Consider the following 24,338-nt stretch of genomic DNA (forward strand, 5'->3'; position numbering starts at 1 on the left):
GACCCCGGCTGCGCCGTCGCCTGCCCTGCAGGCGGCGGCGCCGTCATGTCGGGGGCCGGTGACCGCGCCGCGAGGACGCGCCGACCGCCACCCTGCGCGTCCGCGTCGACCCGCGTCCGCGCCGACCGTCGTCCGCGTCGACCGCTGAGCGCGGGGCGCGGGGCCGGCGCGACCCGCCGACCCCGCGGGCGTCAGGCCCTGTAGTCGCCGACGAGGCGCACGGCCCCGGCCTGGACGCCCTTCGTCCCCGCCACGAGTTCGCCGTCCGCGACGTCGGTCGCGGACGCGTCGAGCGCCTCGACCGAGCCGAGCACCCAGGCGGGCACGCCCAGCGCCGCGCACCGCGCGAGGGCCGCGTCGACGCCGTCCGCGCCGACGACGGCGACCATGCCGACACCGAGGTTGAGCGTGCTCTCGAGGTCCCCGCGCGGCACGTCGCCCAGCTCGCGGACGAGGCGGAAGACCGGCGGGACGTCCCAGCTCGCGCGGTCGACGACCCCGACGAGCCCGGCGGGCAGCACGCGCGCGAGGTTGGCCGCGAGGCCGCCGCCCGTGACGTGCGTGAACGCGTGCACCTGGGCGGCGTCGTCGGCGGCCAGCGCCAGGCAGTCGCTCGCGTAGACGCGGGTGGGCGTGAGGAGCTCCTCGCCGATCGTCCGCCCGAGCTCGTCGACGTGGCGCTCGAGCCCCCAGCCGGCGTGCTGGAGCACGGCGCGCACGAGCGAGTAGCCGTTGGAGTGCAGGCCCGAGGACGCCATGGCGACGAGGACGTCGCCCGCGCGCACGCGGTCCGGGCCGAGCAGCGCGTCCGCCTCGACGACGCCGGTCGCGGCGCCCGCGACGTCGTACTCGTCCTGGCCCAGCAGGCCCGGGTGCTCGGCGGTCTCGCCGCCGACGAGCGCCGTCCCGGCGACCTCGCAGGCCGCCGCGATGCCGCGGACGATCCCGGCGATGCGCTCGGGCACGACCTTGCCGCACGCGATGTAGTCGGTCATGAAGAGCGGCTTCGCGCCCACCACGACGATGTCGTCCACGACCATGCCCACGAGGTCGAAGCCGATCGTGTCGTGCACGTCGAGCGCCTGCGCGATCGCGACCTTGGTGCCGACGCCGTCGGTCGACGTCGCGAGGAGCGGGCGGCGGTAGGTCGCGACCTCGGAGAAGTCGTACAGCCCGGCGAAGCCGCCGACGCCGCCGAGCACCTGGGGCCCGTGCGTGCGGCGCACGGCGTCCTTCATGAGCTCGACGGCCTTGTCACCGGCCTCGGTGTCGACGCCCGCGGCGGCGTAGGTGAGGCCCGTCCGGGGCGCGTCGGCAGTCATCGTGTCGGCTCCAAGGGTTCGTCGCGGCGCGCGCGCCGGTGGTCGTGCAGGTGAGGTGGTCAGGGGTGCTGGAGTGCGCCGGAGCCGCCCGCGGAGACGGACAGGCTGCGCAGCCCGTCCTCGGGCGCGCCGAGCGGGAGCTCGGCCTGCTCGAGGAGGTGCTTGCCGAGCTGGTCGTCCGGCGGCAGCTCGATGGGGTACTTGCCCGTGAAGCACGCGGTGCACAGCTGCGACGACGGCTGCTCGGTCGCCGCGATCATGCCCTCCGTCGAGATGTACCCGAGGGTGTCGGCGCCGAGCGACTGGCCGATCTCGTCGGGCGACAGCCCGTTCGCGATGAGCTCGGCGCGCGACGCGAAGTCGATGCCGTAGAAGCACGGCCACTTGACCGGCGGGGAGCTGATGCGCACGTGCACCTCGGCCGCCCCGGCCTCGCGCAGCATGCGCACGAGCGCGCGCTGGGTGTTGCCGCGCACGATCGAGTCGTCGACGACCACGAGGCGCTTGCCGCGGATGACGTCGCGCAGCGGGTTGAGCTTGAGGCGGATGCCGAGCTGGCGCAGGGTGTCCGACGGCTGGATGAACGTGCGGCCCACGTAGGCGTTCTTGGTGAGGCCCTGCCCGAACGGGATGCCGGACTCGGCCGCGTAGCCCACCGCGGCGGGCGTGCCGGACTCGGGCACCGGGATGACGAGGTCCGCGTCGACGGGGTGCTCGCGCGCGAGCTGGCGGCCCATCTCGACGCGCGCGGCGTGCACCGAGCGGCCGTTGATCGTCGTGTCGGGGCGCGCGAGGTAGACGTACTCGAAGACGCACCCGGCGCGCTCGGCGGGGGCGAAGCGCTGCGATCGCAGGCCGTCGGCATCGATCGCGATGAGCTCGCCCGGCTCGACCTCGCGCACGTAGGACGCGCCGACGATGTCGAGCGCCGGCGTCTCGCTCGCGACGACCCACCCGCGCTCCAGGCGGCCGAGGACGAGCGGGCGCACGCCCTGCGGGTCGCGTGCCGCGTAGAGGGTGCGCTCGTCCATGAAGACGAGCGAGAACGCGCCGCGCAGGCGCGGGAGCACCTCGAGAGCCGTCGCCTCGAGCGTGTGGTCGGCGTCGCCCGCGAGCAGCGCGGTGACGAGCGCGGTGTCCGTGGTGTTGCCGCGCGCGAGCTCGCCGCGACGCTGGCTGCCGTAGCGCTCGGCGACGAGGTTGACGAGCTCGGCGGAGTTGGTGAGGTTGCCGTTGTGGCCGAGGGCCACCGTCCCGGACGCCGTCGCGCCGAGCGTCGGCTGGGCGTTCTCCCAGGTCACGCCGCCCGTCGTCGAGTACCGGCAGTGACCGACGGCGATGTGCCCCGTCAGGGCGTTGAGCGCCGTCTCGTCGAACACCTGGGAGACGAGTCCCATGTCCTTGTAGACCAGGATCTGCTCACCGTTGCTGGTGGCGATGCCGGCCGACTCCTGGCCTCGGTGCTGCAGCGCGTACAGACCGAAGTAGGCGAGCTTGGCGACCTCCTCGCCGGGCGCCCAGACACCGAAGACGCCGCAGGCGTCCTGGGGGCCTTTCTCGCCGGGCATGAGGTCGTGGTTGAGAAGTCCATCTCCGCGGGGGGCCACGTACCTCAGTGTCCCACAGCAGGCACGCCCGGACCGAAGCGCGTGCTCAGGTGGACACCTGCGCCCGGCGGCGCCGTTCACGGTGGCGTTACGTCGTCCCAGCAGTCGGTCGGGGGTTTCGGAGGGTGGGAACGCCGCGCTTGAATCTCGACTTACCCGACCGCGGCAGTCCACTATCACGCCGCGGACCGGGACCCCGACCGCTCCCCCGGACCCTCCGGGCCCCGACAAAGGACGACACCATGCGACGCCTCCGGACGACGATCACCCTCGCGGCTGCCGCGGCAGCCACCTCCCTGGTCCTCACCGCGTGCGCGCCGACCGCCGTCGACGGGTCCGGCGGCGACGCGGGCGGCGACGGCTCCGTCGAGCCCACGACGCTCTCGCTCGTCGGGTTCGCCGTGCCCAAGGCGGGCAACGACGCGGCCCAGGAGCTGTGGGCCGAGACGGAGGACGGCCAGGGCGTCACGTGGGAGACGTCGTACGGCCCCTCCGGGGACCAGAGCCGCGCCGTCGCGGACGGCCTCGAGGCCGACTACGTGCACTTCTCGCTCGAGGGCGACGTCACGCGCCTCGTCGACGCCGGGATCGTCGCCGAGGACTGGAACGCGGGCGAGCACCAGGGCATCGTCAGCCAGTCGGTCGTCGTGCTCGTCGTGCGTGAGGGCAACCCGAAGAACATCCGGACCTGGGAGGACATCGTCCAGCCCGGCATCGAGATCGTCACGCCCAACCCCGGCTCGTCCGGCTCCGCCCGGTGGAACATCCTCGCCGGCTGGGGCAGCGTCATCGCGAACGGCGGCACGGAGGAGGACGCGACCGAGTTCCTGCGGAAGTTCTTCACGAACGCCGTCGCGCTGCCCGGCGGCGGCCGCGACGCGACGACCGCCTTCACCGCGGGCACGGGCGACGTCCTGATCTCCTACGAGAACGAGGCGATCCTCGCGCGGCAGAACGGCGAGACGTTCGACTACGTCGTCCCCGACCAGACGCTCCTCATCGAGAACCCCGCCGCGGTGACCGTCGACGCGGACCCGCGCGCGCAGAGCTACCTCGACTTCGTCGTCACGCCCGAGGGCCAGGCCGCGTTCGCGAGCAAGGGCTTCCGCCCGCTCACGGGCGACCTCGACGTCGAGGTCGAGGGCGCCAACGACCCGAGCGACCCGTTCCCGGCGGTGCCGACGCTCCTCACGATCGCCGACGACTTCGGCGGCTGGCCCGCCGCGAACGAGAAGTTCTTCGGCGACGAGGGCATCGTGACGAAGGTCCAGACCGAGACCGGGAAGCAGTGATCCGTGTCCTCGACCCTCGCTGAGCGACCGGGCCGGACCGCGCGCGAGCGCGGCCCGGCCCCGGCCGTGCCCTCCCGCCGCCGGCGCCGGACGCCGAACGGGCCCTACCGCCTCACCGCGACCTCCGGGCTCGGGCTCGGCGTGGCGCTCCTGTGGTTCTCCGCGCTCGCGCTCGTCCCGCTCCTCGCGGTGCTCGTCGAGACGTCGGCCGGCGGGTGGCCCGCGTTCGTCGCCGCGGTCACGCAGCCCCAGACCGCAGCCGCCCTGACCCTCACCGTGACGCAGGCGCTCGCCGTGACGGCCGTGAACGTCGTCATGGGCACGCTCGTCGCGTGGGTGCTCGTGCGCGACCGCTTCCCCGGCAAGCGTCTCCTCGAGGTCCTCATCGACATCCCGTTCGCCCTGCCGACGATCGTCGCGGGCCTCGTGCTGCTCGCGCTGTACGGGCCGTCGGGTCCGCTCGGGATCGACGTGGCGAACACGCGCGCCGCCGTCTTCCTCGCGTTCTGCTTCGTCACGCTGCCGTTCGTGGTCCGCAGCGTCCAGCCGGTGCTGGCCGAGCTCGACCGCGACGTCGAGGAGGCGGCGGCGTCCCTCGGCGCGACCCGCTTCACGACGTTCCGCCGCGTGGTCCTGCCCGCGCTCGCGCCCGCGATCACGGCGGGTGCGGCCCTCTCGTTCGCGCGCGCGATCAGCGAGTACGGCGCGCTCGTGCTGCTCTCGGGCAACCTCCCGATGCGCACCGAGGTCGGCTCGGTCCGCATCCTCAGCTACCTGGAGAACGGCCAGCCCGAGCAGGCCGCGGCCGTCGCGTCGGTGCTCCTGCTCGTGTCCCTGCTCGTCATCGCGACGATCCAGCTCCTCCAGCGAAAGGTGGCCCGCCGTGGATAGCTCTCCCTGGGTGCGCCGCACGCTGCGCGCCGTCGTGGTCGTCTACCTCGTGCTGCTCGTCGGCTGGCCCGTCTCGCTCGTGGCGAAGAACGCGTTCGCGGACGGCCTCGAGACGTTCCAGCGTGCGTTCGCCGACCCCTCGGTCCTGTTCGCGCTCCAGCTCACCGCGGCGGTCGCGGTGCAGGTCGTGCTCCTCAGCACCGTGTTCGGCGTCGGGATCTCGTTGCTCGTCGTGCGCTACGACTTCCCGGGCAAGGCGCTCCTCAACGCCCTGCTCGACCTCCCGCTGTCCGTCTCCCCGATCGTCGTCGGGCTCGCGCTCGTCCTCGTCTACGGGAAGAACGGCTGGTTCGGCGGCGCGCTCGAGGAGGCCGGGTTCCGGGTGATCTTCGCCCCGCCGGGCATCGTGCTCGCGACGGCGTTCGTGTGCCTGCCGCTCGTGATCCGCGAGATCGTGCCCGTCCTCACCGAGCTCGGCACCGACGAGGAGCTCGCGGCGACGAGCCTCGGCGCGAGCCGGTTCCAGACCTTCCGGCGCATCACCCTGCCGGCGATCAAGTGGGCCGTCGTGTACGGCGTCGTCCTCACCCTCGCGCGGGCGCTCGGCGAGTTCGGCGCCGTCAAGGTGGTGTCCGGCAACTTCGAGGGCCGCACCCAGACCTCGACGCTCCTCGTCGAGCAGCGCTACCAGGACTTCGAGCAGGGCACGGCGTACGCCGTCGCGTTCCTCCTCGCGTCCGTGTCCGTCGCGTGCATCGTCGCGGTCACCCTCCTGCGGTCCGACGCCGCCCCGGCCCGCCGCCCGGCCCGTCCTGCCACCCGCCCCGCCACCCCCTCGGAGGCCGACGCATGAGCATCGAGATCCGCAACGTCCGCAAGACCTTCGGCGACTTCGTCGCGCTCGACGACGTCTCCGTGTCCGTCCCGACCGGCCGCCTCACGGCGCTGCTCGGCCCGAGCGGGGGCGGCAAGTCGACGCTCCTGCGCGTCGTCGCCGGGCTCGAGGTGCCCGACTCCGGCGCGATCGAGATCGAGGGTCGTGACGCGACGAACCTGCCCGCACGACGCCGCAACGTGGGCTTCGTGTTCCAGCACTACGCGGCGTTCAAGCACCTGAGCGTCGCGCGCAACGTCGCGTTCGGCCTCGAGATCCGGCGCACGCCGAAGGCCGAGATCGCCGAGCGCGTGGACGAGCTCCTGCGGCTCGTGCACCTCGAGAGCTTCGCCCACCGGCTGCCGTCCCAGCTCTCGGGCGGCCAGCGCCAGCGCATGGCGCTCGCGCGCGCCCTCGCGATCCGCCCGAGCGTGCTGCTGCTCGACGAGCCGTTCGGCGCGCTCGACGCCAAGGTCCGCAAGGAGCTGCGCGACTGGCTGCGCCGCCTGCACGACGAGATCCCCGTGACGACCGTCTTCGTCACGCACGACCAGGAGGAGGCGCTCGAGGTCGCGGACGAGATCGTCGTCGTCAACGAGGGCCGCATCGAGCAGGTCGGCACGCCCGACGACCTCTACGACCGTCCCGCGAACGACTTCGTCATGGGCTTCCTCGGCCCGGTCACGCGGCTCGGCGGCGTCCTCGTGCGCCCGCACGACGTGCACGTCGAGGTCCTGCCTGGCGTCCCGGCGCCCGACGACGCCCCGCCGCGTCGGGGTGGCCCCGTGACCGGGGTCGTGACGCGCACGACGCGCGTCGGCTTCGAGGTGCGCGCCGAGGTGAGCGCGGGCGACGAGGTCGTGTCCGTCGTCGTGACCCGCGCGGAGGCGCGCACGCTCGGGCTCGCGGCGGGCGTGGCCGTGCGGCTCGCGCCTGCCCAGGGCGCGCCGACGGCCCCCGCGGCCGAGCCCGTCGCGGCGGCCGCCCCGGCCTGACCCTCGGGCGACGTCGCGCTCGCCTATCCTGCCCCCGTGCCTCCCCCGCGCGTCGACCGCCCGCCCCGCGACCGCGACGGCCGGGCGCGGCACCGGCGCGAGCGCGACGCCTACCGCTTCGTCGAGCTCGTGCCCGGCACGCGCCTGGCGGTGTGCGACGGGCTCGCGACCGCGAGCGGAGCGCTCCTCGCGGGCGCCGTCGCCGGGTTCCTGCTCCTCCTCGGGGCCGCGCTCGTCGGGGCGGAGGTCCTGCCGTCGTGGGAGCACGAGGCCGACGAGGCCGTGCGCACGACGGTCGGCTGGTGGGTCCTGACGCTGCTCGTCGCCGTGCTGGCCGTCGTGCCGCTGCGGGCGGCCACGACCCTCGCCGTGGCGAGCGCGCTCACCGCCGCGGACCGCCCGCGCACCGACGTCCCGCCGCTGCCGCTCCGGCGGCGCGTGGCGGGGTCGAACCCTCCGGGCGCGGTCGCCGGGCTGGCCTGGACGGTCCTCGCCGTCGCGGTCGTCGCGGGCGCCGTCGTCGCGCCGCTCGCGATGGGCCCCGGCGACGCCGAGCGCGCACCCACGGTCGTCGTGTCCGCCGTGGTGGGGGCAGCGGCGGTCGTCGGCCTCGTCGCGCTCCGGGCGCTGCGCTCTCGCTGGACCGCGGCGCGCGACGCGGTGCGCTCGACCTGGGGGCCGAACGAGGTGCGCGCCGCCGAGGCCGCCGAGCGCCGCCGTCGTGCCGCGCTCCCCCGGACCGCCCCGGCGGCGGAGGCCCGGCGCGAGGTCCGGAGCGGCTCGTCCGTGCGACGCCGCGACCGCGTGACGACCGCGCTCGGCGTCGCGGGCGGCGTGGGGTTCGTGCTGTTCCTCGTCGGCGTGACGATGCGGCACCCGCGCCGGCGCGGACCCGACGCGCACTACGGGCCCGTGGGCGAGACGGCGATCGACGTGCTCGTGGGCGCGGGCGGCGCGCTCCTGGGCGCGGCGCTGCTCGCCGGGGCGCTGTGGTTCGTCCTGCCGAACCGGCGGCGGGCCCGGCAGCGCCGGGAGGCGCTCGCGCGCCTGCGCTCCCCCGACCCGGGGCCGCCGCCCGCCGACGACGTCGTGCGGGAGCTGCTGTCCCCGTGGTCCGGGGGCGCGGCGGGCGCGATCGGGGTCCTCGCCGTGACCGGGCTCGTCGCCCCGTCCGTGCTCGCCGGCGTGCGGGGCGAGGGCGTCGCGCTCGTGGCCCCGGGCGCGCCCTACGGACCGGTCGGCGTGGTCCTCCTCGTGGCCGCGGTCGCGGCCGCCGCCGTGCTCGTCGACGACGTGGGCCGCTCGGCGCGGCGTCGTGCCCGCGTGCGTGCGCGGTGGCACGTCGGCGACGCGACGGGCTGACGGCGCGTCACCGCCGCCGGTGCCCGGAGGTGGGTCGGGTCAGCGCCGCCCGCGCAGGCTGCGCCGGTCCGCGACGACGGCCCACACGCCCGCGACCCCCGCGCCGAGCGCGGCGCACGTGACGACGATGACCGTGAAGTAGACACCGGGCTTGAAGACCGGCGCCGCGGCCGGCGACTGGAGCCACGCGCCGCCGAGGCCCAGCCCGAGCACGGTGCCGAGCACGACGCCCACCGTGAAGAACGCGCGGTAGCGCGGCGCACGGCGCACCGTCGTCGGGTCCACGACGCTCTCGATCTCGACCTCGCCGGCCGTGCTGCCGGCAGCCGTGGTCGCGTCGTCCGACGCCCCGTCGGTCGGCGTCTCGTCCGGCTCTGCCCGGGCGGCGTCGGCGGCGGTGGGCTGCGCGGGCAGCGCGGCGGGCGCGCCCGCGTCCGGGGCTGCGGAGGGGTCGGGTGCCGCGCCGTCAGGTGCGGAGGACTGCTCGGGGCTCACGACCACGACCCTACCTGGGGAACCTGGGGACCCTCTGCCCGGGCGCCTGGGTGCGGCCGGTACGGGAGGAGCCCGGACGCACCGCGGCCCGGGTCCGTCGGACGGAACCCGGGCCGCGGTCTCACCTCCTCGTGATCAGCGCGGGATCACCCGCACGAGAACGCGTCGAACGCGACCGGGTACTCGCGCACCCCGGTGCCGTCCGCGAACGACCCGGTGACGGTCACCGAGCCCGCCGGGACGGACGTCGCGCGCGACGCGAAGGACTGGTACGCCGCCGCACCGGGGGCGACGCCCGTGAAGGTGCGCTCCCCGTACGGCGTGCTGAGCACGACGTCGACCGGGACGTCGTCCCCGTTGACCGCCTTGACCGCGAGATAGACCTTGCCCGCCATGCAGCGCGGGCTCACGACCACGTCGGTCAGCACCGCGCCCTCGGCCGCGCCGGCCTCGACCGTGACCGGGATCCGGGCGGTCGTGCCGCTCGGCTCCGCGACCACCCAGAGGTCGTACTCGCCCGCCGCGGCGTCGGCCGGGACCGGCACCGTGAGCGTCGCGGCACCCGCGGTCACCGTCGCGGTGCCCGCCGGGGTGCCCGGGTCGGCCGGGTCGAACTCGCCGTCCGCCGGCACGAGGTAGCCGTCGACGGACGTGTTGCGCGGCGAGCCGAGGGACGTGAGGTCGAGCGCCGAGAGCTCGACGGTCACGTCCGACCCCGCGGTGACGGTGCCGGGCAGCTCGTCCACGACCACGCGCGAGCGGTCGAACGACGGCGACACCGGCGAGCTCGTCTGCAGGTACGCGATCCACGCGTCGCGGTCGACCAGACCGGAGTCGCGCGGGTCCGTGCCCTCGGTGAACACGCGGAAGTTGTCGCCGCCGGTCGCGAGGAACGAGAACGTCGCGACGCGGTACTCGGCGTCGAGGTCGATCGGCTCGCCGTTGATCGTCACCGACGAGACGTTGTCCCCCGGCGTCGCGTTCGGGTCGGCCGTCGAGGCCGTCCACGACACGTTGTCCGAGAGGCCCAGGGCGAGGTAGGGGCGGGTCGGGCGCTCGCCGTCCTCGTCCGTCTGCCACTGCTGCTCGAGCATCTCGACGACCTGCGCGCCCGTGAGGGTCACGGTCCACAGGTTGTTGACGAACGGCAGGACCGCGTTGGCCTCGGCGTACGTGATGACGCCGTCGCCGTCGAAGAAGAGCTCGTTGCGGAGCCCGCCCGGGTTGACGACGCCGATGTCCGCACCGCCGCGCGCCGGGTCGGCGAGCGTGGCGAGGAGCGAGTCGGCGACGAGGTTGCCGAGGGTCGACTCGGACGCACGGTCGTCACGGCCGGTGCTCGGCAGCGGGCCGGAGCCCACGTACGTCCCGCCCGGGCCCGTGTACGACCCGCCCGCGTACGCCGTCGTGATGTCGGCCGTGACCGAGCCGACGGGCTGCGCGCCGATGATCTCGGCCTCGGCGAGCGCGGCGTCCACGATCGTCTTGACCTCCGCGACGCGCGGGTACGTCGCGACGAGCGTCGCGTCGTCCGTCGTCGTGCGCGCGACGTTCTCCGCGGTGTACGCCGTGACCTCGTGGGTCGCGGTGTCCACGGTGAGCGACACGTGGCCGACGAACTCGCCGTAGTTGCCGGTCTGGACGATCGGCCGGGTCTTGCCCGGGACGCCCGGGACGGGCGCGTCCCACGCGTACTGCTTGTGCGTGTGACCCGTGAAGATCGCCGCGACGCGCGCGTCGGTCTCCGTGACGATGTCCGCGAAGGCGCCGCCCGCGGCGACCTCCTCCTCGAGCGTCGCGCCGTCGGGCGTGCCCGCGGACGCGCCCTCGTGGACGAGGCCCACGACGAGGTCCGCCTCGCCGTTCGCCGGGTCGCCGTCCAGGAGCTGGTCGGTGACGCGGTTGAGCGCCTCGACCGGGTCCCCGAAGTCGAGGTCCGCGATGCCCGACGGCGTGACGAGCGTCGGGGTCTCCTCGGTGACGACGCCGACGAAGCCGACGTCGAGACCGCCGACCTCGACCACCTGGTACTCCGGCAGGGCCGGGTTCGTGGTGCCCTTGTCGTAGACGTTCGCGCCGAGGTAGGCCCAGTTCGCCTCGTCGGTCACCCGGCCCGTGAGGTCCGCGAAGCCCTGGTCGAACTCGTGGTTCCCGACGGCCGACGCCTCGAGGTCGAGCGCGTTGAGCACGTCGATCGTCGGCTGGTCCTGCTGGAGCGCCGACGCGAACAGCGACGCGCCGATGTTGTCGCCCGCCGAGACGAAGGCCGTCCCGTCCGGGTTCACCGCGCGCAGCTGCTCGATCGTGCCCGCGAACTTCACGGTGTTGGCGTCGATGCGACCGTGGAAGTCGTTGATCGCCAGCAGGTCGAGCTGCGTCTCGCCCGGCTCGGTGCCGCCGGCGAGGTCGAGGCCCACGAGGACCGGGTCGTGGTCGGACGACCGGAACGGCGTCGTGTCGTAGAGGATCGACGCGTTGTAGTTGTACCGGCTGTACTCGTTCGCGATGGGCTCGACCGAGTTGATGTTCCACACGTCGGTGCCCGTCACGGCCGCGGCCGCGGCCGGCGAGGCGAACACGTGGTCGAGCGACCCGACGTACCCGTCGAACAGGTAGGTCTGCTCACCCGTCGTGTCGCCCAGGTCGACGTACCCGGCGTCCTTGAGGACCTCCAGCGGGTCCTCCTGCGAGTAGGAGTTGAAGTCGCCCGCGAGCAGGACCTTGTCCGTGCCCGCGTCCGCGGCGACGTCCTCCGCGAAGCCCACGAGGGCCGTCGCCTGCGCGACGCGCGACGCGTTGAACGCGCCCTGGCCGTCGCCCGAGTCCTCGTCGCCGGGCAGCACGGCCGTGCCGGAGCCCTTCGACTTGAAGTGGTTCGCGACGACGAGCACGTCGTCGGTGCCCGCGTCGTCGCCCTCGGTGATGCCGCCGACCGGCTGGAACACCTGCGCGAGCGGCTCGCGCGCGTTGACGAACGCCGGGTCGTCGAGCAGGATCTGCGACTCGCCGACCGGCTCCGCCGCGTCCACCTGGTAGATGTACGCGAGACGGATGACGTCCTCGTCGTCGGGCAGCGCGGACGGCGAGGGCACGAAGGCCCACTCGTCGGCGCCCGCCGCCTCGTTGAGCGCGTCGACCAGGTCGGAGAGCGCCTGGTCGCGGTCCTTGCCGAACGGCGTCGAGTTCTCGATCTCCATGAGCGCCACCACGTCGGCGTCGAGCGCGTCGATCGCCGCGACGATCTTCGTCTCCTGGCGCTCGAGGTTCTCGGCGTTCGACGCGCCGCGCGCGTCGCAGCCGCGGTTGACCGTGATCGGGTTGCCCGCACGGTCGGTGTAGTACGTGCAGCCCGTGAGCTGGTCACCCGTCGTCGTGAAGTAGTTGAGCACGTTGAACGTCGCGACGGAGAGGTCGCCGCCGACCTCGACGGGCGCGTCCTCGCGCGTGTTCTCGAACGTCGCCGGCTGCACGGAGGCCGCGTTGCCCGAGTCACCCGCGGTGAGGTGGGTGAGCGGCTGGAACGTCCACGCGTCGTACCGGTAGTCGAGGATCACGGGCGTCGTGAAGTCCACGCCCGCGCCGACGCGCGCCGGGGCCCCGCCCGTCAGGTACGGGAGCGGGATGCCCTTGTTGGCGGCGTTGTTGAAGTTCGTCGTCGCGCCGTCGTCGAGCATGACGCCGCGGGCCGCGCGGTCCGCGACCGCCGCGGCGGCCTCGGCGCTGCCCGGCCGCCCGGCCGACGTCGGCTGGAGGAACGGTTCCGTCCCGGCCGCGAGGAGGAACGACCCGTAGTAGTTCGTGTCGTAGTTGTCCGCGATCACGTACTCGCCCGCGGGTGCCACGAGCATCCCCTCGAGCACCTCGCGCGCCGCGTCGGTCGCGGGGAACGCGACGTTCGCCGGCTTGACCTCCTCGGCGGGCTCGTCGAGGACCGTCCACCCGCCCGCGGCGGGCGTGATCTGCGTCAGCGTGAAGTACTCGGAGACGGCGCCCGTCACCTCGACGTGGTCGCCGATCTCCACGGCGGCCGCGCCGGCCTGGGAGTAGACGAAGATCGCGTCCGACGCCGTGTGCGAGGCGTCGAGGTCGCCGCCCGTGCCCTCGGTCTGCAGGTAGAAGCCGTCGTAGCCGCCGGTGGGGTACGTCGCGGTCACGACGCCGCGCGTCGTCACCGTCTGGCCCACGAACGGGCTCGTCGCGCCCGTGCCCTGGATCTCCGCGATCGGCACGACCTCGCCCGGCTCCGGGCCGGGGCCCCCGCCCTGCCCGCTGTTCTGGGGCGTGACGGTGCTCGAGAGGGAGAAGTCCTTGCTGTTGTCGTCCGTGTCCGCGAACCCGGTCCGGTTGATCGAGGCGGGCACCGTGTTGCCGGACGGCGCGGGGCCCACCGCGGTCTCGAACGTGTTCGAGGTCCCGTACCCGACGAGGTCGACGACGTTCGCCGCGCCGGCGGCGTCCCCCGCCGGGAGCGTGACCGCCGTGGTGGAGCTCACGAGCGCGATCGTGCCCGTCGTGCCCGAGGGGTTGAGGCTGCCCGTCGCGTCGGGCGTCGGCAGCGCCGCCCCGTTCGACCCGTTGGACCCGCCCTGCACGAGGAAGTAGCCGCCGGGGGCGACCGTGCCGCTGAGCGGGGTGACGCCCGTGAAGGCTCCGGTGCCCGTCGCCGAGCGGTACTGCAGGGACATGCCGGAGAGGTCGATCGCCGACTGCGTGGGGTTGTACAGCTCGACGAACTTGTGGGTGTAGGGGGCGTTCGCGCTGCCACCGCTCAGGTAGGCCTCGTTGATGACGAGGCCCGACCCGTCGGGAGCCGCGCTCGCGGCGGTGGCGGCCGCGACGGAGAAGGGCACGGCGAGCGCCACGGTCAACGTGCTCGCCACCACCCTCCGTCGCCGCAGGTGCTGGTGGTCGGTCACGCTGACTCCTTCATCTCGTGCGGACGGCCGGGCAGCAGCCGCGCTCGTCCACGCACCGGACGGCGCGACGCCCTGCCTCCGCGGGACATCGCACCGCACGTCGGTGAACGGGCGGTTGCTGCCGTGTCACCGCCACGAGAACGTCGCCGCACGTCGTCGTGCCGCGGGCGTCCGCGCGAGCGGCGGCCGGTCATCCACGGACGCTAGCCCTCCGTACCCCGGTCCGCCAGACCTGGCGGCGAGAACGTTACGGACCAGTAACACGCACGCGCGGCACCGTCGCGCGCGGGTCCGTCAGCGCAGCCGCGCGGCCTGCAGCGGGAGCAGCCAGGACAGGTCGGAGCGCTCGCCCGACGCCTGGACGCGGCCGTCCGCGACGGCGTCGGCCCACGCGAGCGTCCCCGTCACCAGGGCCAGCCACGTCTGGGGGTCCGTCTCCACGACGTTCGGGGGCGTCCCGCGCGTGTGGCGCGGACCCTCGACCGCCTGGACGGCGCCCGCCGGCGGGACGCGCACCTCGACGGCGTGCCCCGGCGCGACGTCCGCGAGCTCCTCCAGGGTGAACCGGACCGCCGTCGTGACGGCCTTGCGGTCCGCCCGGTCCTCGCGCCACGCGGCGAGGGCGAGGCGGCCCGCGGCCGGGTCGGTACGTCGTCGAGCGCTCACGGGGACAGGCTACGACCGGCCGCCGACCGTGAAGAGCACCCGGCGCCCCGGCACCGACGCCTCGCTCAGCGTCGCACGGACCGGGTCGCCCAGCGGCAGGTCCACGCCCTCGACCGGGGCCCGGACCGCGGGGTCGGTCAGCACCACCTGGCCGCGCTGCACGGCACCCGCGTCCCCGCCCTCGCGCTCGACGCGCCGGGCACGCTCGCGGTCGTCCTCGACGTCGACGACGACGCCGTCGAACTCCTCACCCTCACGCCCCGCGAGGAGCGCCGCCTCCACGACGTCGACGATCGCGCGCTCGTACGAGCCCGCGCGCTGGCCCGTCCGGGCCATCGTGCGCGGCAGCCCCGGCAGCGCGTCGAGCACCCATCGCGGCACCTGCTCGCCCGCGCACAGCGCGAGGCACACCTCGGTGCCGTAGCGGTCCACGAGCCGGCGCAGCGGCGCGGTGACGTGCGCGTACTCGGCGCCGATCGCGGCGTGCGCCGCGTCGTCGGGCACGCCCGGCTCCTGGCCCGTCCCGCCGAACGCCTCGTACGACGCGCCGCGGAAGAGCGACGTCGCCTCGTTGAGGAACGCGGCGTGCCGCGGGACGCCCGAGTCGAGCGTCGGCACGAGCTCCGCGTACGACGTCTCGCGCGGCCAGTCGATGCCGAGGGCGCGGGCCGTGCGGCGCAGGCGCGCGAGGTCGCGCGGGTCGGCCTCGGGCAGCGCGCGGAAGACGCCGACCCCGCCCGCGCGCATGAGGCGCGCCGCGGCGATCCCGGTGAGGAGCGAGATCTGGGCGTTCCACGCCTCCGCGGGCAGCGTGGAGCGGAACTCGAGCCCGAACGTGCCGTCGTCGTGCGCGACGATCTCCTGCTCCGGGACCTCGAGCGACACGCCGCCGCGGTCGCGCTCGAGCGCGAGCCGCAGCTCGCCGACCTCGCGGAGCAGGAGCAGCGCGTCGGCGGGGTCGCCGGCGTCGACCCGCGCCTGCGCCTCGTCGTAGGTCAGCCGGGCCGTGGAGCGCACCACCGCGCGGCGCACCGTCGCGTCGAGGATCTCGCCGCGGGCGTCGAGGACGACGCGCCACGCCGCCGCCGGGCGGTCCTCGTCCGGCAGGAGGCTCGCCGCGCCCTCCGAGAGCACGGGCGGGTGCAGCGGGGTGCGCGCGTCCGGTGCGTAGAGCGTCGTGCCGCGCACGTGCACCTCGGCGTCGATCGCCCCGCCGGGCTCGACGAACGCGCCCACGTCGGCGATCGCGTAGTGCACGACGTACGCCGCGCCCTCGGGCGCGCCGGGGTCGTGCGCCGCCCGCTTGAGGTGGAGCGCCTGGTCGAGGTCCATCGACCCGGGCGGGTCGATCGTCACGAACGGGACGTCCCGCAGGTCGACACGCCCGTCCCCGACGACCGCGCGGTCCGCGCGCACGGCGGCCTCGGCCTCGGCGAGCACGTCGGCGCGGAAGTCCTCGGGGACCTCCATCTCGCGCCGCAGCGCGTCCAGCGCCTCGGCGATCGCGACGGCGGGGCTCGGGGCGGGGGTCTCGGCAGGTCGCACGAGGCGCAGCTGACGCGTGGGCACGAGCCCGACCCTACCGACCCCCGGGACCGCGGGCCCGTGGGAGGACCGCGGGCGGCGGAGGGTGCGCGCGGGCCAGGGCGTCCGACAGACCTGGCCCGCGCGCCGGGCGCACGCCACCACCGGCGCGCGCGTCCGTCGGGCCGCACCCGCCGCGGGGGACGGGTGCGCCGGGATCAGAGGCCGCGCGTCCCGAACCGGTCGCGGTCGGCGGGCTCGCCCGCCCCCGCGGCCGCGAGCTCGCGGCGCACCTCCTCGCGGAGCCGGCCGTGGTTCGCGGGCTCCGGGGCGGCGCTCAGGAGGAGCTTGGTGTACTCGTGCTGCGGGTCGAGGATCACCTGGTCCGACGGCCCGCGCTCGACGACGTTCCCGCGGAACATCACGAGGATCTCGTCGCTGAAGTGGCGCGCGGTCGCGAGGTCGTGCGTGATGTAGAGGACCCCGAGGTTCTCCTCGCGCTGCAAGCGCGCGAGCAGGTTGAGCACACCGAGGCGGATCGAGACGTCGAGCATCGAGACGGGCTCGTCGGCGACGAGGAACCGCGCCCCCGGGGCGAGGGCGCGCGCGATCGCGACGCGCTGGCGCTGCCCGCCGGACATCTCGTGCGGCTGCTTCGCGGCGAAGACCGGCGCGGGCGTGAGGTTCACGCGCTCCAGCAGCTCGTGGATGCGCGCGTCGAGCGCCTCGCGCCCGCGCGCGACCTGGTGCAGGCGCAGCGGCCGCTCCAGGTGGTGACCCACCGTGTGGAACGGGTTGAGCGACGCGAACGGGTCCTGGAACACCATCTGCACGTCGTGGCGGTAGGCGTCGAGCCCCCGCCCGCGGGTCGCCGAGGGCGTGCCGTCGAGCAGGATCTCGCCCGACGTCGGCGTCTCGAGCTGCGCGATCATGCGCGCGACCGTCGACTTCCCGGAGCCGGACTCGCCGACGACCGCGATCGTCCTCCCCGGCTCGAGCGTGAAGGACACGTCGTTCACCGCGCGCAGGCGTGTGCGGCGCAGACCCTTGCGGATCGTGAAGTCCTTGACCAGGTTGCGGACCTCGAGGGTGCTCATGCGTGGGGACCTTCCTGGCTCTCTCCGGTGCCCTCGCCCGTGCGGACGAACGCCCCCCGGTCGCCCGTGAGGCTCGGGAACGAGCCGAGCAGGCGTCGCGTGTACGGGTGCTGGGCCGCCTCGTAGACCGCCTCCGCCGTGTCGATCTCGACGATCTCGCCGCGCAGCATCACCGCGATCCGGTCGCTGATCTCCAGGAGCAGCGGGAGGTCGTGCGTGATGAACACGACCGCGAACCCGAGCTGCTCGCGCAGGCGCATGATCTCGCGCAGGATCCCGCGCTGCACGACGACGTCGAGCGCCGTCGTCGGCTCGTCCATGATCATGACCTGCGGGTCGAGCGCGAGCGCCATGGCGATCATGACGCGCTGGCGCATGCCGCCCGAGAGCTCGTGCGCGTAGCTGTCGAGACGCAGCGGGTCCACGCCGACGAGCTCGAGCAGCTCCGCCGACCGGCTCGCCCGCTCCGCGCGCGACATCCCGGGACGGTGCGTCTTGAGCACGTCGCCGAGCTGGTCGCGCACGCTGATGACGGGGTTGAGCGAGTTCATCGCCCCCTGGAAGACCATCGAGACCTTGTCCCACCGGAACGCGCGCAACGCGTCGCCCGTGAGGGCCACGACGTCCACGTCGGGTCCGTCCTGGTCGTGGAACGTCACGGTCCCGCTCGTGAGCAGCGCCGGGGGCTTGAGGAGCCGGTTGAGCCCGTACGCGAGCGTCGTCTTGCCGCAGCCCGACTCGCCCGCGAGGCCGAGGATCTCGCCGCGGTGCAGCGTGAGCGACACGTCCTTGACGGCGTGGACGACCGGTTCGACCTCGTAGTCGATCGAGACGTGGCGCGCGGTGAGGACCGGCTCCTTGCCGACGAGGTAGGCCGCGTGCCGGTCGCTGCTCAGCGGCTCGGCAGTCGTGGTCGTGGCGGTCATGCGGCCACCGTCTCCTTCGGGTCGTCGCCGGCCCCGACGCCGGCCTTGCGCGCCTTGCGCACGCTCTTGACGGCGGCCGGGCCCAGACGCAGCCGGGGGTTGATGATCTCGTCGAGGCTGAAGTTCACGAGCGCGAGGCCGCACCCGAACAGCGCGATGAGCAGGCCCGGCGGCACGAACCACCACCACAGGCCGAGGCTCAGGGCGTTGTTGGCGCTCGCCTGGTTGAGGATCGTGCCCCACGTGATCGACCCCGAGGGGCCGAGCCCGAGGAAGGACAGGCCCGCCTCGGCGAGGATCGCGAGGAGCACCGCCCCGAGGAACTGCGCCGTGAGCAGCGGGAGCAGGTTGGGGAAGATCTCCACGAGGATGATCCGCGGCGTCCTCTCCCCCGCGACGCGCGCGGCGGAGACGTAGTCGCGCGAGCGCAGCGACTTGGCCTGCATGCGCAGGACGATCGCCGCCCCCGGCCACGCCGTCAGGCCGAGGATCACGGCCACGACGAGGAGCGAGCGCGTCTGCAGGTAGGCCGAGATGACGATGATCAGCGGCAGTCCGGGGATGACGAGCATGATGTTCGTGACGAGCGAGAGCGCCTCGTCGGTGAACCGGCCCCGGTACCCGGCGACGATGCCGAACACGATCGACAGAACGAGCGCGATCGCGCCGGCGACGAGGCCGACCATGAGCGACCCCTGCCCGCCGTAGGCCACCTGGGCGAAGATGTCGTTCCCGATGTGGTTCGTGCCGAGCAGGTGCTCGGCGCTCGGCGGCAGGAACCGCTCGTTCGCGGTCGCGCGCGGGTCCTGCGTGAAGAACGGCGCGACGAACGTGAACAGCAGGATCGCGACGACGAGCACGATGCCGGCGGTGAGCTTGCCGGACCGCCGCGGGAGCAGGGCCCGCAGCCCGCGTCGCGCCGGGACGGGCGGGACGCCCTGGTCCTGGCCGGGCGGGACGTCGGGCACGACGCCGGGCGTCGTGTCGGGCGGGGCGATGCCGTCGACGACGACGGTGGCGGCCGGTGCCGCGTCCGCCGCGGGGGTGACGAGCTCGGCCTCGCGGGTGTCGTCAGCCATGGTTGCGCGTCCTCGGGTCGATGAATCCGTAGATGAGGTCCATGAGGAAGTTCGCGGCGAGCACGGCGAGCGTGATCACGAGGAACGTCCCCTGCATGAGCGCGAAGTCGCTCGCCTGGACCGCGTTGAACAGGAGCTTGCCCAGGCCCGGGTAGCTGAACACCTGCTCCATGACGACCGAGCCCGCGACCACGAACCCGAGCGCGACGCCGAACCCGGCGAACGACGGGAGGGCCGCGTTGCGCGTCGCGTAGGTGAGGGCCACGCGCATCCGGCGCAGGCCCTTGGCCTCGGCCGTCGTCACGTAGTCCTCGGACAGCGTGGAGACCATCATGTTGCGCATCCCGAGCAGCCAGCCGCCGACGGACGACAGCACGATCGTCAGCGCGGGCAGGAACCCGTGGTAGATCACGCTGCCCACGAACGCCCACGACCACTCCGGCCCGTTGTCGAAGCCGAAGATGTCGTAGCTGCCGATCCGCGGGAACCACCCCGTCGAGACCGAGAACACCGACACGAGGATGAGCGCGAGCCAGAAGTACGGGACGGCCTGGAGCAGCGTGGACGCGGGGATGATGCTGTCCACCCACGTGCCGCGCTTCCAGCCCGCCCACGCCCCCAGCCCGACGCCGAGCGCGAACGAGATGATCGTCGCGAGCCCCACGAGGCCCACGGTCCAGGGCAGCGCCTGGCCGATCAGCTCGGTGACGGGCTGGGGGTAGTAGGTGATGGAGATCCCGAGGTCTCCCGAGAAGAGACGCCCCCAGTAGGACACGTACTGGTCCCAGAGGCCGGCGTCCCCGTCCGCGCCGAAGAGGAGGTCGATGCTGTTCTGCATCTGGGGCGTCAGCTCGCCGCCCTTGCGCAGGAACTTGTCGATGAAGATCTGCTTGGGGTCACCCGGCATGAGCTTCGGGATGAGGAAGTTCAGCGAGACCGCTGCCCAGAGGGTGATCACGTAGAACGTGATCCGCCGGACGTAGTACCTCATGATGCGTGTCCCTCGTTCCTCGGTCCTCCTCCTCGGCGCGCGGACATCAGCTCGCGGGCTCGAGCTTCGAGAGCACGACTCCGAGCGAGACGGTGCTCCACGACGGCGGGAACGCGTAGAGGTCGTCCTGCGTCGGCCAGCCCGTGAAGTCCTGGGTGTCCATGAACGTCTGCGACGCGTTCACGACGACCGGGATGTAGGGCAGGTCGCGCACGATCTCCTGCTGGATGATCGCGTACTGCTCCTTCTTCACGTCCTCGTCGTTCGTCGAGGCGGCCGCCTCGACCGCGGCGTCGACCGTCGGGTTGGTGTAGCGCACGTAGTTGAAGAGGCCCGACTCCATGACCTCGCCGACCGGTCGCGTGTAGTCCGTCGTCATCCACTGGCGGTAGATGCTGAACGGGTCGTCGAGCGAGGGCCCGGTGATGCCGCCGACCATGAGCTGGTAGGTGCCCGCGACGCGCGCGTCGGACATCTCCTGCTGCGTGACCTTGTTGTGGACGATCGAGATGCCCGCCGCCTTGGCCTGCTCGACGAGCAGGTCGCCCACGGCGTTGTAGTCGTTCCAGCCGTCGACCGTGATGAGGGTCAGCTCGACCTTCTGGCCGTCCTTCTCGTAGATGCCGTCGGCGCCCTTCGTGTACCCGGCGTCCTCGAGGACCTGCGCGGCCGCGGCCGCGTCGGGCGTCTGCGGGCTCTTCTCCTCGACGTCGGGCGAGATCCAGCGGTCGTCGCGGCCGAGCAGCGCGAACGTCGGGGACGCGGTCGCGGCGAGTCCGGCGAACGCCTTGTCGTTGATCTCCTGGCGGTTCATCGCGAGGTTGATCGCCTGGCGCACGGCGACGTCGGTCTGCGGACCGGTGCAGCCGAGGTCGACCGAGACGCACGTGTAGATCGTCGTCGGGTCCTGCGGCGTGTTGATCATCGACAGGCGGCCGTCGGCGGTGATCCGCTCCGGGTCGGCCACGAACATCGCGGTCCAGTCGACCTTGCCCGTGGTCATGAGGTCCTCGGCGCTCTGGTTGGCGTCGATGCCGAGGTAGCGGACCTTCTTGACCTTCGGGGCGCCGGCCCAGTAGTCCTCGTTCGCGACGACGGTGTACGCCGCCTCGGTGACCGCGTCGGCCTTGTACGGACCGGTGCCGACCGGGTCCTCGTTCGCGAACGTCACGAGGTCGTCGACCTGGGACCAGATGTGCTCGGGCACGACGAGCGACGTCCCGAGGAGCTGGACCTCCGACGTGAACTGCGGCGAGTCGAAGACCCACTTCACGGTGTGCGTGTCGAGCGCCTCGACCGAGACGACGAAGTCGCGCTTCGCGGCCTCGTTCGTCTGGGAGAAGACGACGTCCTCGGCGTCGAACGCCTCGCCGTCGGTCCAGGTGACGCCCTCGCGGAGCTTCACGGTGAGCTCCGTGCCGTCCTCGGACCACTCGAACGACTCGCCGAGGCGCGGCTCGGGCGGGCCCGCCTGGGCCTTGTTGTAGTAGAAGAGCGGCTCGTAGATCGCGCCGTTGGCGGCGTGCAGGGGGTTCGGCGAGTACGGGTTGAAGTTCGCGACGATGGGCGTCTGCGTCCCGGCCCACACGTTGAGCGTGCGGCCCTCGCTCGCGCCTTGCTCGCTCTCCCCGTTGCCCGAGCCGGAGCAGCCCGCCGCCATGAGGGTCACGCCGGTCACGAGCGCAACCGCCGTGAGCAGGCGCTTGCGCGCCGTGCTTCGAATCATCATCGGTCCTTTCGCATGGACGACGCGTCCTCGCGTCGTTCGTCGTGGCGCCCTGGGGCGTGTGGCAGGAACACTAACTAATTCGCGAGCGCGCTCTCCCGAATACAACAGGAAAGTTACCTAACTGAGACATCCGACGGCTCCGCCCGGCACGACGACGGCCGGCCCCGCGCGAGCGGGACCGGCCGGGAGCGTCAGGGAGGGCCGTCGGCGACGGCGCCCGGAGGGTGGAGGCCGGGCGTCAGCGCGCGGCGTCGAGCGCTGACCGGGCCGCCGCCGCGACCTCGCGGTCGGTCACCTCGTAGCCCGCGTCGCCACCGCCCCCGGGGCCGGCGTCGTCCGCGACGACCCGCTTGGCGGACAGGTGCACCGCGTCGACCCCCGCGGCGACGAGCGCGCCGACGTCCTGCGGTCGCACTCCCCCGCCCGCCATGACCTGGACGCGCCCGCCGAGCACCTCGCGCGCGTGCGTCGCCATGGCGCGCAGCCGCTCGACCCCGTCGATACTGCGCGGCGCGCCGCCCGACGTGAGGACGCGCCCCACCCCGGCCCCGGCGAGCACGTCCAGCGCGGCGAGGGGGTCGGCCACGACGTCCACCGCGCGGTGGAACGTCACCTCCCGCCCGTCAGCGGCGTCGACGAGCGCTCGGACCGCCGCGGCGTCGACCACGCCGTCCGGCGTGAGCGCGCCCACGACGACGCCGTGCGCGCCCGCCGCGACCGCGGCGCGGACGTCGCGGACCTGGACGTCGAGGTCGTCGGCAGACAGGACGAAGCCCCCGGGCCGGTGCCGCACGAGCACGTGCACCTCCACGGGCGTCTCTCCCGGACCGGCCGCCGCGCGTGCCGCCGCGACGGCGGCCTCGACGAGCCCGGTGCTCGGGGTGAGGCCACCGGTCGCCCCGAGGGCGACGCACAGCTCGACGCGCCGGGCGCCGACGGAGGCCGCGACGCGGACGCCCTCCGCGTCCTGCACGGCGAGCTCGAGCGCGGTCTCGCGGCGCGCGTGCGGCGCGCTGCCCGCGGGGTCGGTGGTCGTCACTGGGGTCTCCCGTCGTCCGGTCCGGGGCCGGTACGTCGGGACAGGTCACGACGGCGGCCGTCGGCCAGGGTAGACGACCCGCCCGGCCGCGGGGCCCGGCCGTGCGCACGGCGCTGCGGCCGAACGCGACGGACCCGTCGGCGCGACGCGCGCACCGACGGGTCGTGCGGTCGGGTCAGATCACGCCGAGCGCGAGGATCGCGTCGGCGACCTTGGTGAAGCCGGCGATGTTGGCGCCGAGCGCGTAGTTGCCGGGTGCCCCGTACTCGTCGGCCGTCTCGACGCACCGGTCGTGGATGCCCGCCATGATCTGGGCGAGGCGGTCCTCGGTGTACTCGAACGACCACGCGTCGCGCGACGCGTTCTGCTGCATCTCGAGCGCCGACGTCGCGACGCCGCCCGCGTTGGCCGCCTTGCCCGGCGCGAACAGCACGCCCGCGTCCTGGAGCAGCGCGACGGCCGCCGGCGTGGTGGGCATGTTCGCGCCCTCCGCGACCGCGACGACGCCGTTCGCCACGAGCTGCTTGGCGGCGCCCTCGTCGAGCTCGTTCTGCGTCGCGCACGGCAGCGCGACGTCGCACGGCACGTCCCAGATCGAGCCGTCGGTGACGACGCGCGCACCGGGGCGGCGCGCGGCGTAGTCGGCGACGCGCCCGCGCTCGACCTCCTTGACCTGGCGCAGCAGGTCGAGGTCGACACCGGCCTCGTCGACGACGTAGCCGGACGAGTCGGAGAACGCGACGACGTGCGCGCCGAGCTCCTGCGCCTTGGCCGTCGCGTAGGTCGCGACGTTCCCGGAGCCCGAGACGACGACGCGGCGCCCCTCGAGGTCCTGCCCGCGCGTCGCGAGCATGTTCTGCGCGAACAGCACCGTGCCGTAGCCCGTGGCCTCGGTGCGCACGAGCGACCCGCCCCACGAGATGCCCTTGCCCGTAAGGACGCCGGACTCGTACCGGTTGGTGATGCGCTTGTACTGGCCGAACAGGTAGCCGATCTCGCGGCCGCCGACGCCGATGTCGCCCGCGGGGACGTCGGTGTGCTCGCCGATGTGCCGGTACAGCTCGGTCATGAACGACTGGCAGAACCGCATGACCTCGCCGTCGGAGCGTCCGCGCGGGTCGAAGTCCGAGCCGCCCTTGCCGCCGCCGATGGGCATGCCGGTGAGCGAGTTCTTGAAGATCTGCTCGAACCCGAGGAACTTCACGATGCCGAGGTAGACCGACGGGTGGAACCGCAGGCCGCCCTTGTACGGGCCCAGCGCGGAGTTGAACTCGACGCGGAAGCCGCGGTTGATCTGCACGCGGCCCGAGTCGTCCACCCACGGGACCCGGAAGATGATCTGGCGCTCGGGCTCGCAGACGCGCTCGAGGACGGCGGCCTCGACGTAGCGCGGGTGCTTGCGCAGCACGGGGCCGAGCGAGTCGAAGACCTCGCGCACGGCCTGGTGGAACTCGGCCTCGCCGGGGTTGCGACGCAGGACCTCGTCGTAGACGGACTGCAGTCGGCTGTCCATGGGCACTCCTCGTCTGGACT

At 73.7% G+C, this 24,338-nt stretch carries 18 protein-coding genes; 5 read left to right on the top strand and 13 right to left on the bottom strand.

What is annotated here, in order from left to right; translation table 11 throughout:
• Window positions 1-191: 191 nt before the first annotated feature.
• Both purM and purF read right to left on the bottom strand, forming a co-directional pair.
• Window positions 192-1,322, bottom strand: coding sequence for a phosphoribosylformylglycinamidine cyclo-ligase (gene purM / locus GYH36_RS02940; RefSeq protein ID WP_162289053.1), 1,131 nt, complete (start codon window positions 1,320-1,322; stop codon window positions 192-194).
• 59 nt (window positions 1,323-1,381) lie between these two features.
• Complete coding sequence (gene purF, locus GYH36_RS02945) at window positions 1,382-2,929, bottom strand: amidophosphoribosyltransferase (RefSeq protein WP_024839014.1); 1,548 nt, start codon at window positions 2,927-2,929, stop codon at window positions 1,382-1,384.
• Between the two features lie 242 nt (window positions 2,930-3,171).
• On the opposite strand from purF, the gene GYH36_RS02950 reads away from it, so the two are divergent.
• From GYH36_RS02950 to GYH36_RS02970, 5 genes are read left to right on the top strand one after another with little or no spacing between them, the layout of a single operon-like run.
• The gene (locus GYH36_RS02950) at window positions 3,172-4,221 is read left to right on the top strand and encodes a sulfate ABC transporter substrate-binding protein (protein ID WP_162289054.1); all 1,050 of its coding nucleotides are present in this window, start codon (window positions 3,172-3,174) and stop codon (window positions 4,219-4,221) included.
• Window positions 4,222-4,224: 3 nt separating this feature from the next.
• A complete protein-coding gene (gene cysT, locus GYH36_RS02955; protein ID WP_312028480.1) occupies window positions 4,225-5,112 on the top strand; it encodes a sulfate ABC transporter permease subunit CysT in 888 nt (295 codons plus the stop codon).
• Window positions 5,105-5,965, top strand: coding sequence for a sulfate ABC transporter permease (locus tag GYH36_RS02960; RefSeq protein WP_162289055.1), 861 nt, complete (start codon window positions 5,105-5,107; stop codon window positions 5,963-5,965). Before cysT ends, GYH36_RS02960 begins: the two co-directional genes overlap by 8 nt.
• Window positions 5,962-6,981: a sulfate/molybdate ABC transporter ATP-binding protein gene (locus GYH36_RS02965; RefSeq protein WP_162289056.1), complete on the top strand. Its 1,020-nt coding sequence runs from the start codon at window positions 5,962-5,964 to the stop codon at window positions 6,979-6,981. The genes GYH36_RS02960 and GYH36_RS02965 overlap by 4 nt, the downstream gene beginning before the upstream one ends.
• A gap of 36 nt (window positions 6,982-7,017) precedes the next feature.
• Window positions 7,018-8,343 (top strand): hypothetical protein, encoded by a 1,326-nt coding sequence (locus GYH36_RS02970; protein WP_162289057.1) that lies wholly within the window; start codon window positions 7,018-7,020, stop codon window positions 8,341-8,343.
• Window positions 8,344-8,382: 39 nt separating this feature from the next.
• Here GYH36_RS02970 and GYH36_RS02975 read toward each other — a convergent pair whose 3' ends face one another.
• From GYH36_RS02975 to gdhA, 11 genes are all read right to left on the bottom strand, one after another.
• Window positions 8,383-8,838, bottom strand: a complete 456-nt coding sequence (locus GYH36_RS02975) for a hypothetical protein (protein WP_162289058.1) — start codon at window positions 8,836-8,838, stop codon at window positions 8,383-8,385.
• A 146-nt stretch (window positions 8,839-8,984) separates the two neighbouring features.
• A complete protein-coding gene (locus GYH36_RS02980; RefSeq protein ID WP_376739799.1) occupies window positions 8,985-13,754 on the bottom strand; it encodes an ExeM/NucH family extracellular endonuclease in 4,770 nt (1,589 codons plus the stop codon).
• Window positions 13,755-14,048: 294 nt separating this feature from the next.
• On the bottom strand, window positions 14,049-14,420 hold the full coding sequence (locus tag GYH36_RS02985) for a sterol carrier family protein (RefSeq protein ID WP_162289059.1): 372 nt from the start codon (window positions 14,418-14,420) through the stop codon (window positions 14,049-14,051).
• A 9-nt stretch (window positions 14,421-14,429) separates the two neighbouring features.
• Window positions 14,430-15,989 (bottom strand): ribonuclease catalytic domain-containing protein, encoded by a 1,560-nt coding sequence (locus tag GYH36_RS02990; protein WP_312028481.1) that lies wholly within the window; start codon window positions 15,987-15,989, stop codon window positions 14,430-14,432.
• 173 nt (window positions 15,990-16,162) lie between these two features.
• Window positions 16,163-17,041, bottom strand: coding sequence for an ABC transporter ATP-binding protein (locus GYH36_RS02995; RefSeq protein ID WP_162289060.1), 879 nt, complete (start codon window positions 17,039-17,041; stop codon window positions 16,163-16,165).
• Window positions 17,038-17,967 (bottom strand): ABC transporter ATP-binding protein, encoded by a 930-nt coding sequence (locus GYH36_RS03000; protein WP_024839025.1) that lies wholly within the window; start codon window positions 17,965-17,967, stop codon window positions 17,038-17,040. The genes GYH36_RS02995 and GYH36_RS03000 overlap by 4 nt, the downstream gene beginning before the upstream one ends.
• The gene (locus GYH36_RS03005) at window positions 17,964-19,046 is read right to left on the bottom strand and encodes an ABC transporter permease (RefSeq protein WP_162289061.1); all 1,083 of its coding nucleotides are present in this window, start codon (window positions 19,044-19,046) and stop codon (window positions 17,964-17,966) included. Before GYH36_RS03005 ends, GYH36_RS03000 begins: the two co-directional genes overlap by 4 nt.
• Window positions 19,039-20,037: an ABC transporter permease gene (locus GYH36_RS03010; RefSeq protein ID WP_115941893.1), complete on the bottom strand. Its 999-nt coding sequence runs from the start codon at window positions 20,035-20,037 to the stop codon at window positions 19,039-19,041. The genes GYH36_RS03005 and GYH36_RS03010 overlap by 8 nt, the downstream gene beginning before the upstream one ends.
• 46 nt (window positions 20,038-20,083) lie before the next feature.
• Window positions 20,084-21,763, bottom strand: a complete 1,680-nt coding sequence (locus tag GYH36_RS03015) for an ABC transporter substrate-binding protein (protein ID WP_115943514.1) — start codon at window positions 21,761-21,763, stop codon at window positions 20,084-20,086.
• A 241-nt stretch (window positions 21,764-22,004) separates the two neighbouring features.
• Entirely contained in the window at window positions 22,005-22,805 is an 801-nt protein-coding gene (locus tag GYH36_RS03020) for a copper homeostasis protein CutC (RefSeq protein ID WP_162289062.1), read from the bottom strand.
• Window positions 22,806-22,980: 175 nt separating this feature from the next.
• Window positions 22,981-24,318, bottom strand: coding sequence for an NADP-specific glutamate dehydrogenase (gene gdhA, locus GYH36_RS03025; RefSeq protein WP_024839030.1), 1,338 nt, complete (start codon window positions 24,316-24,318; stop codon window positions 22,981-22,983).
• Window positions 24,319-24,338 lie beyond the last annotated feature (20 nt).

The organism is Cellulosimicrobium composti (assembly GCF_010287905.1).
Lineage (GTDB): Bacteria > Actinomycetota > Actinomycetes > Actinomycetales > Cellulomonadaceae > Cellulosimicrobium > Cellulosimicrobium composti.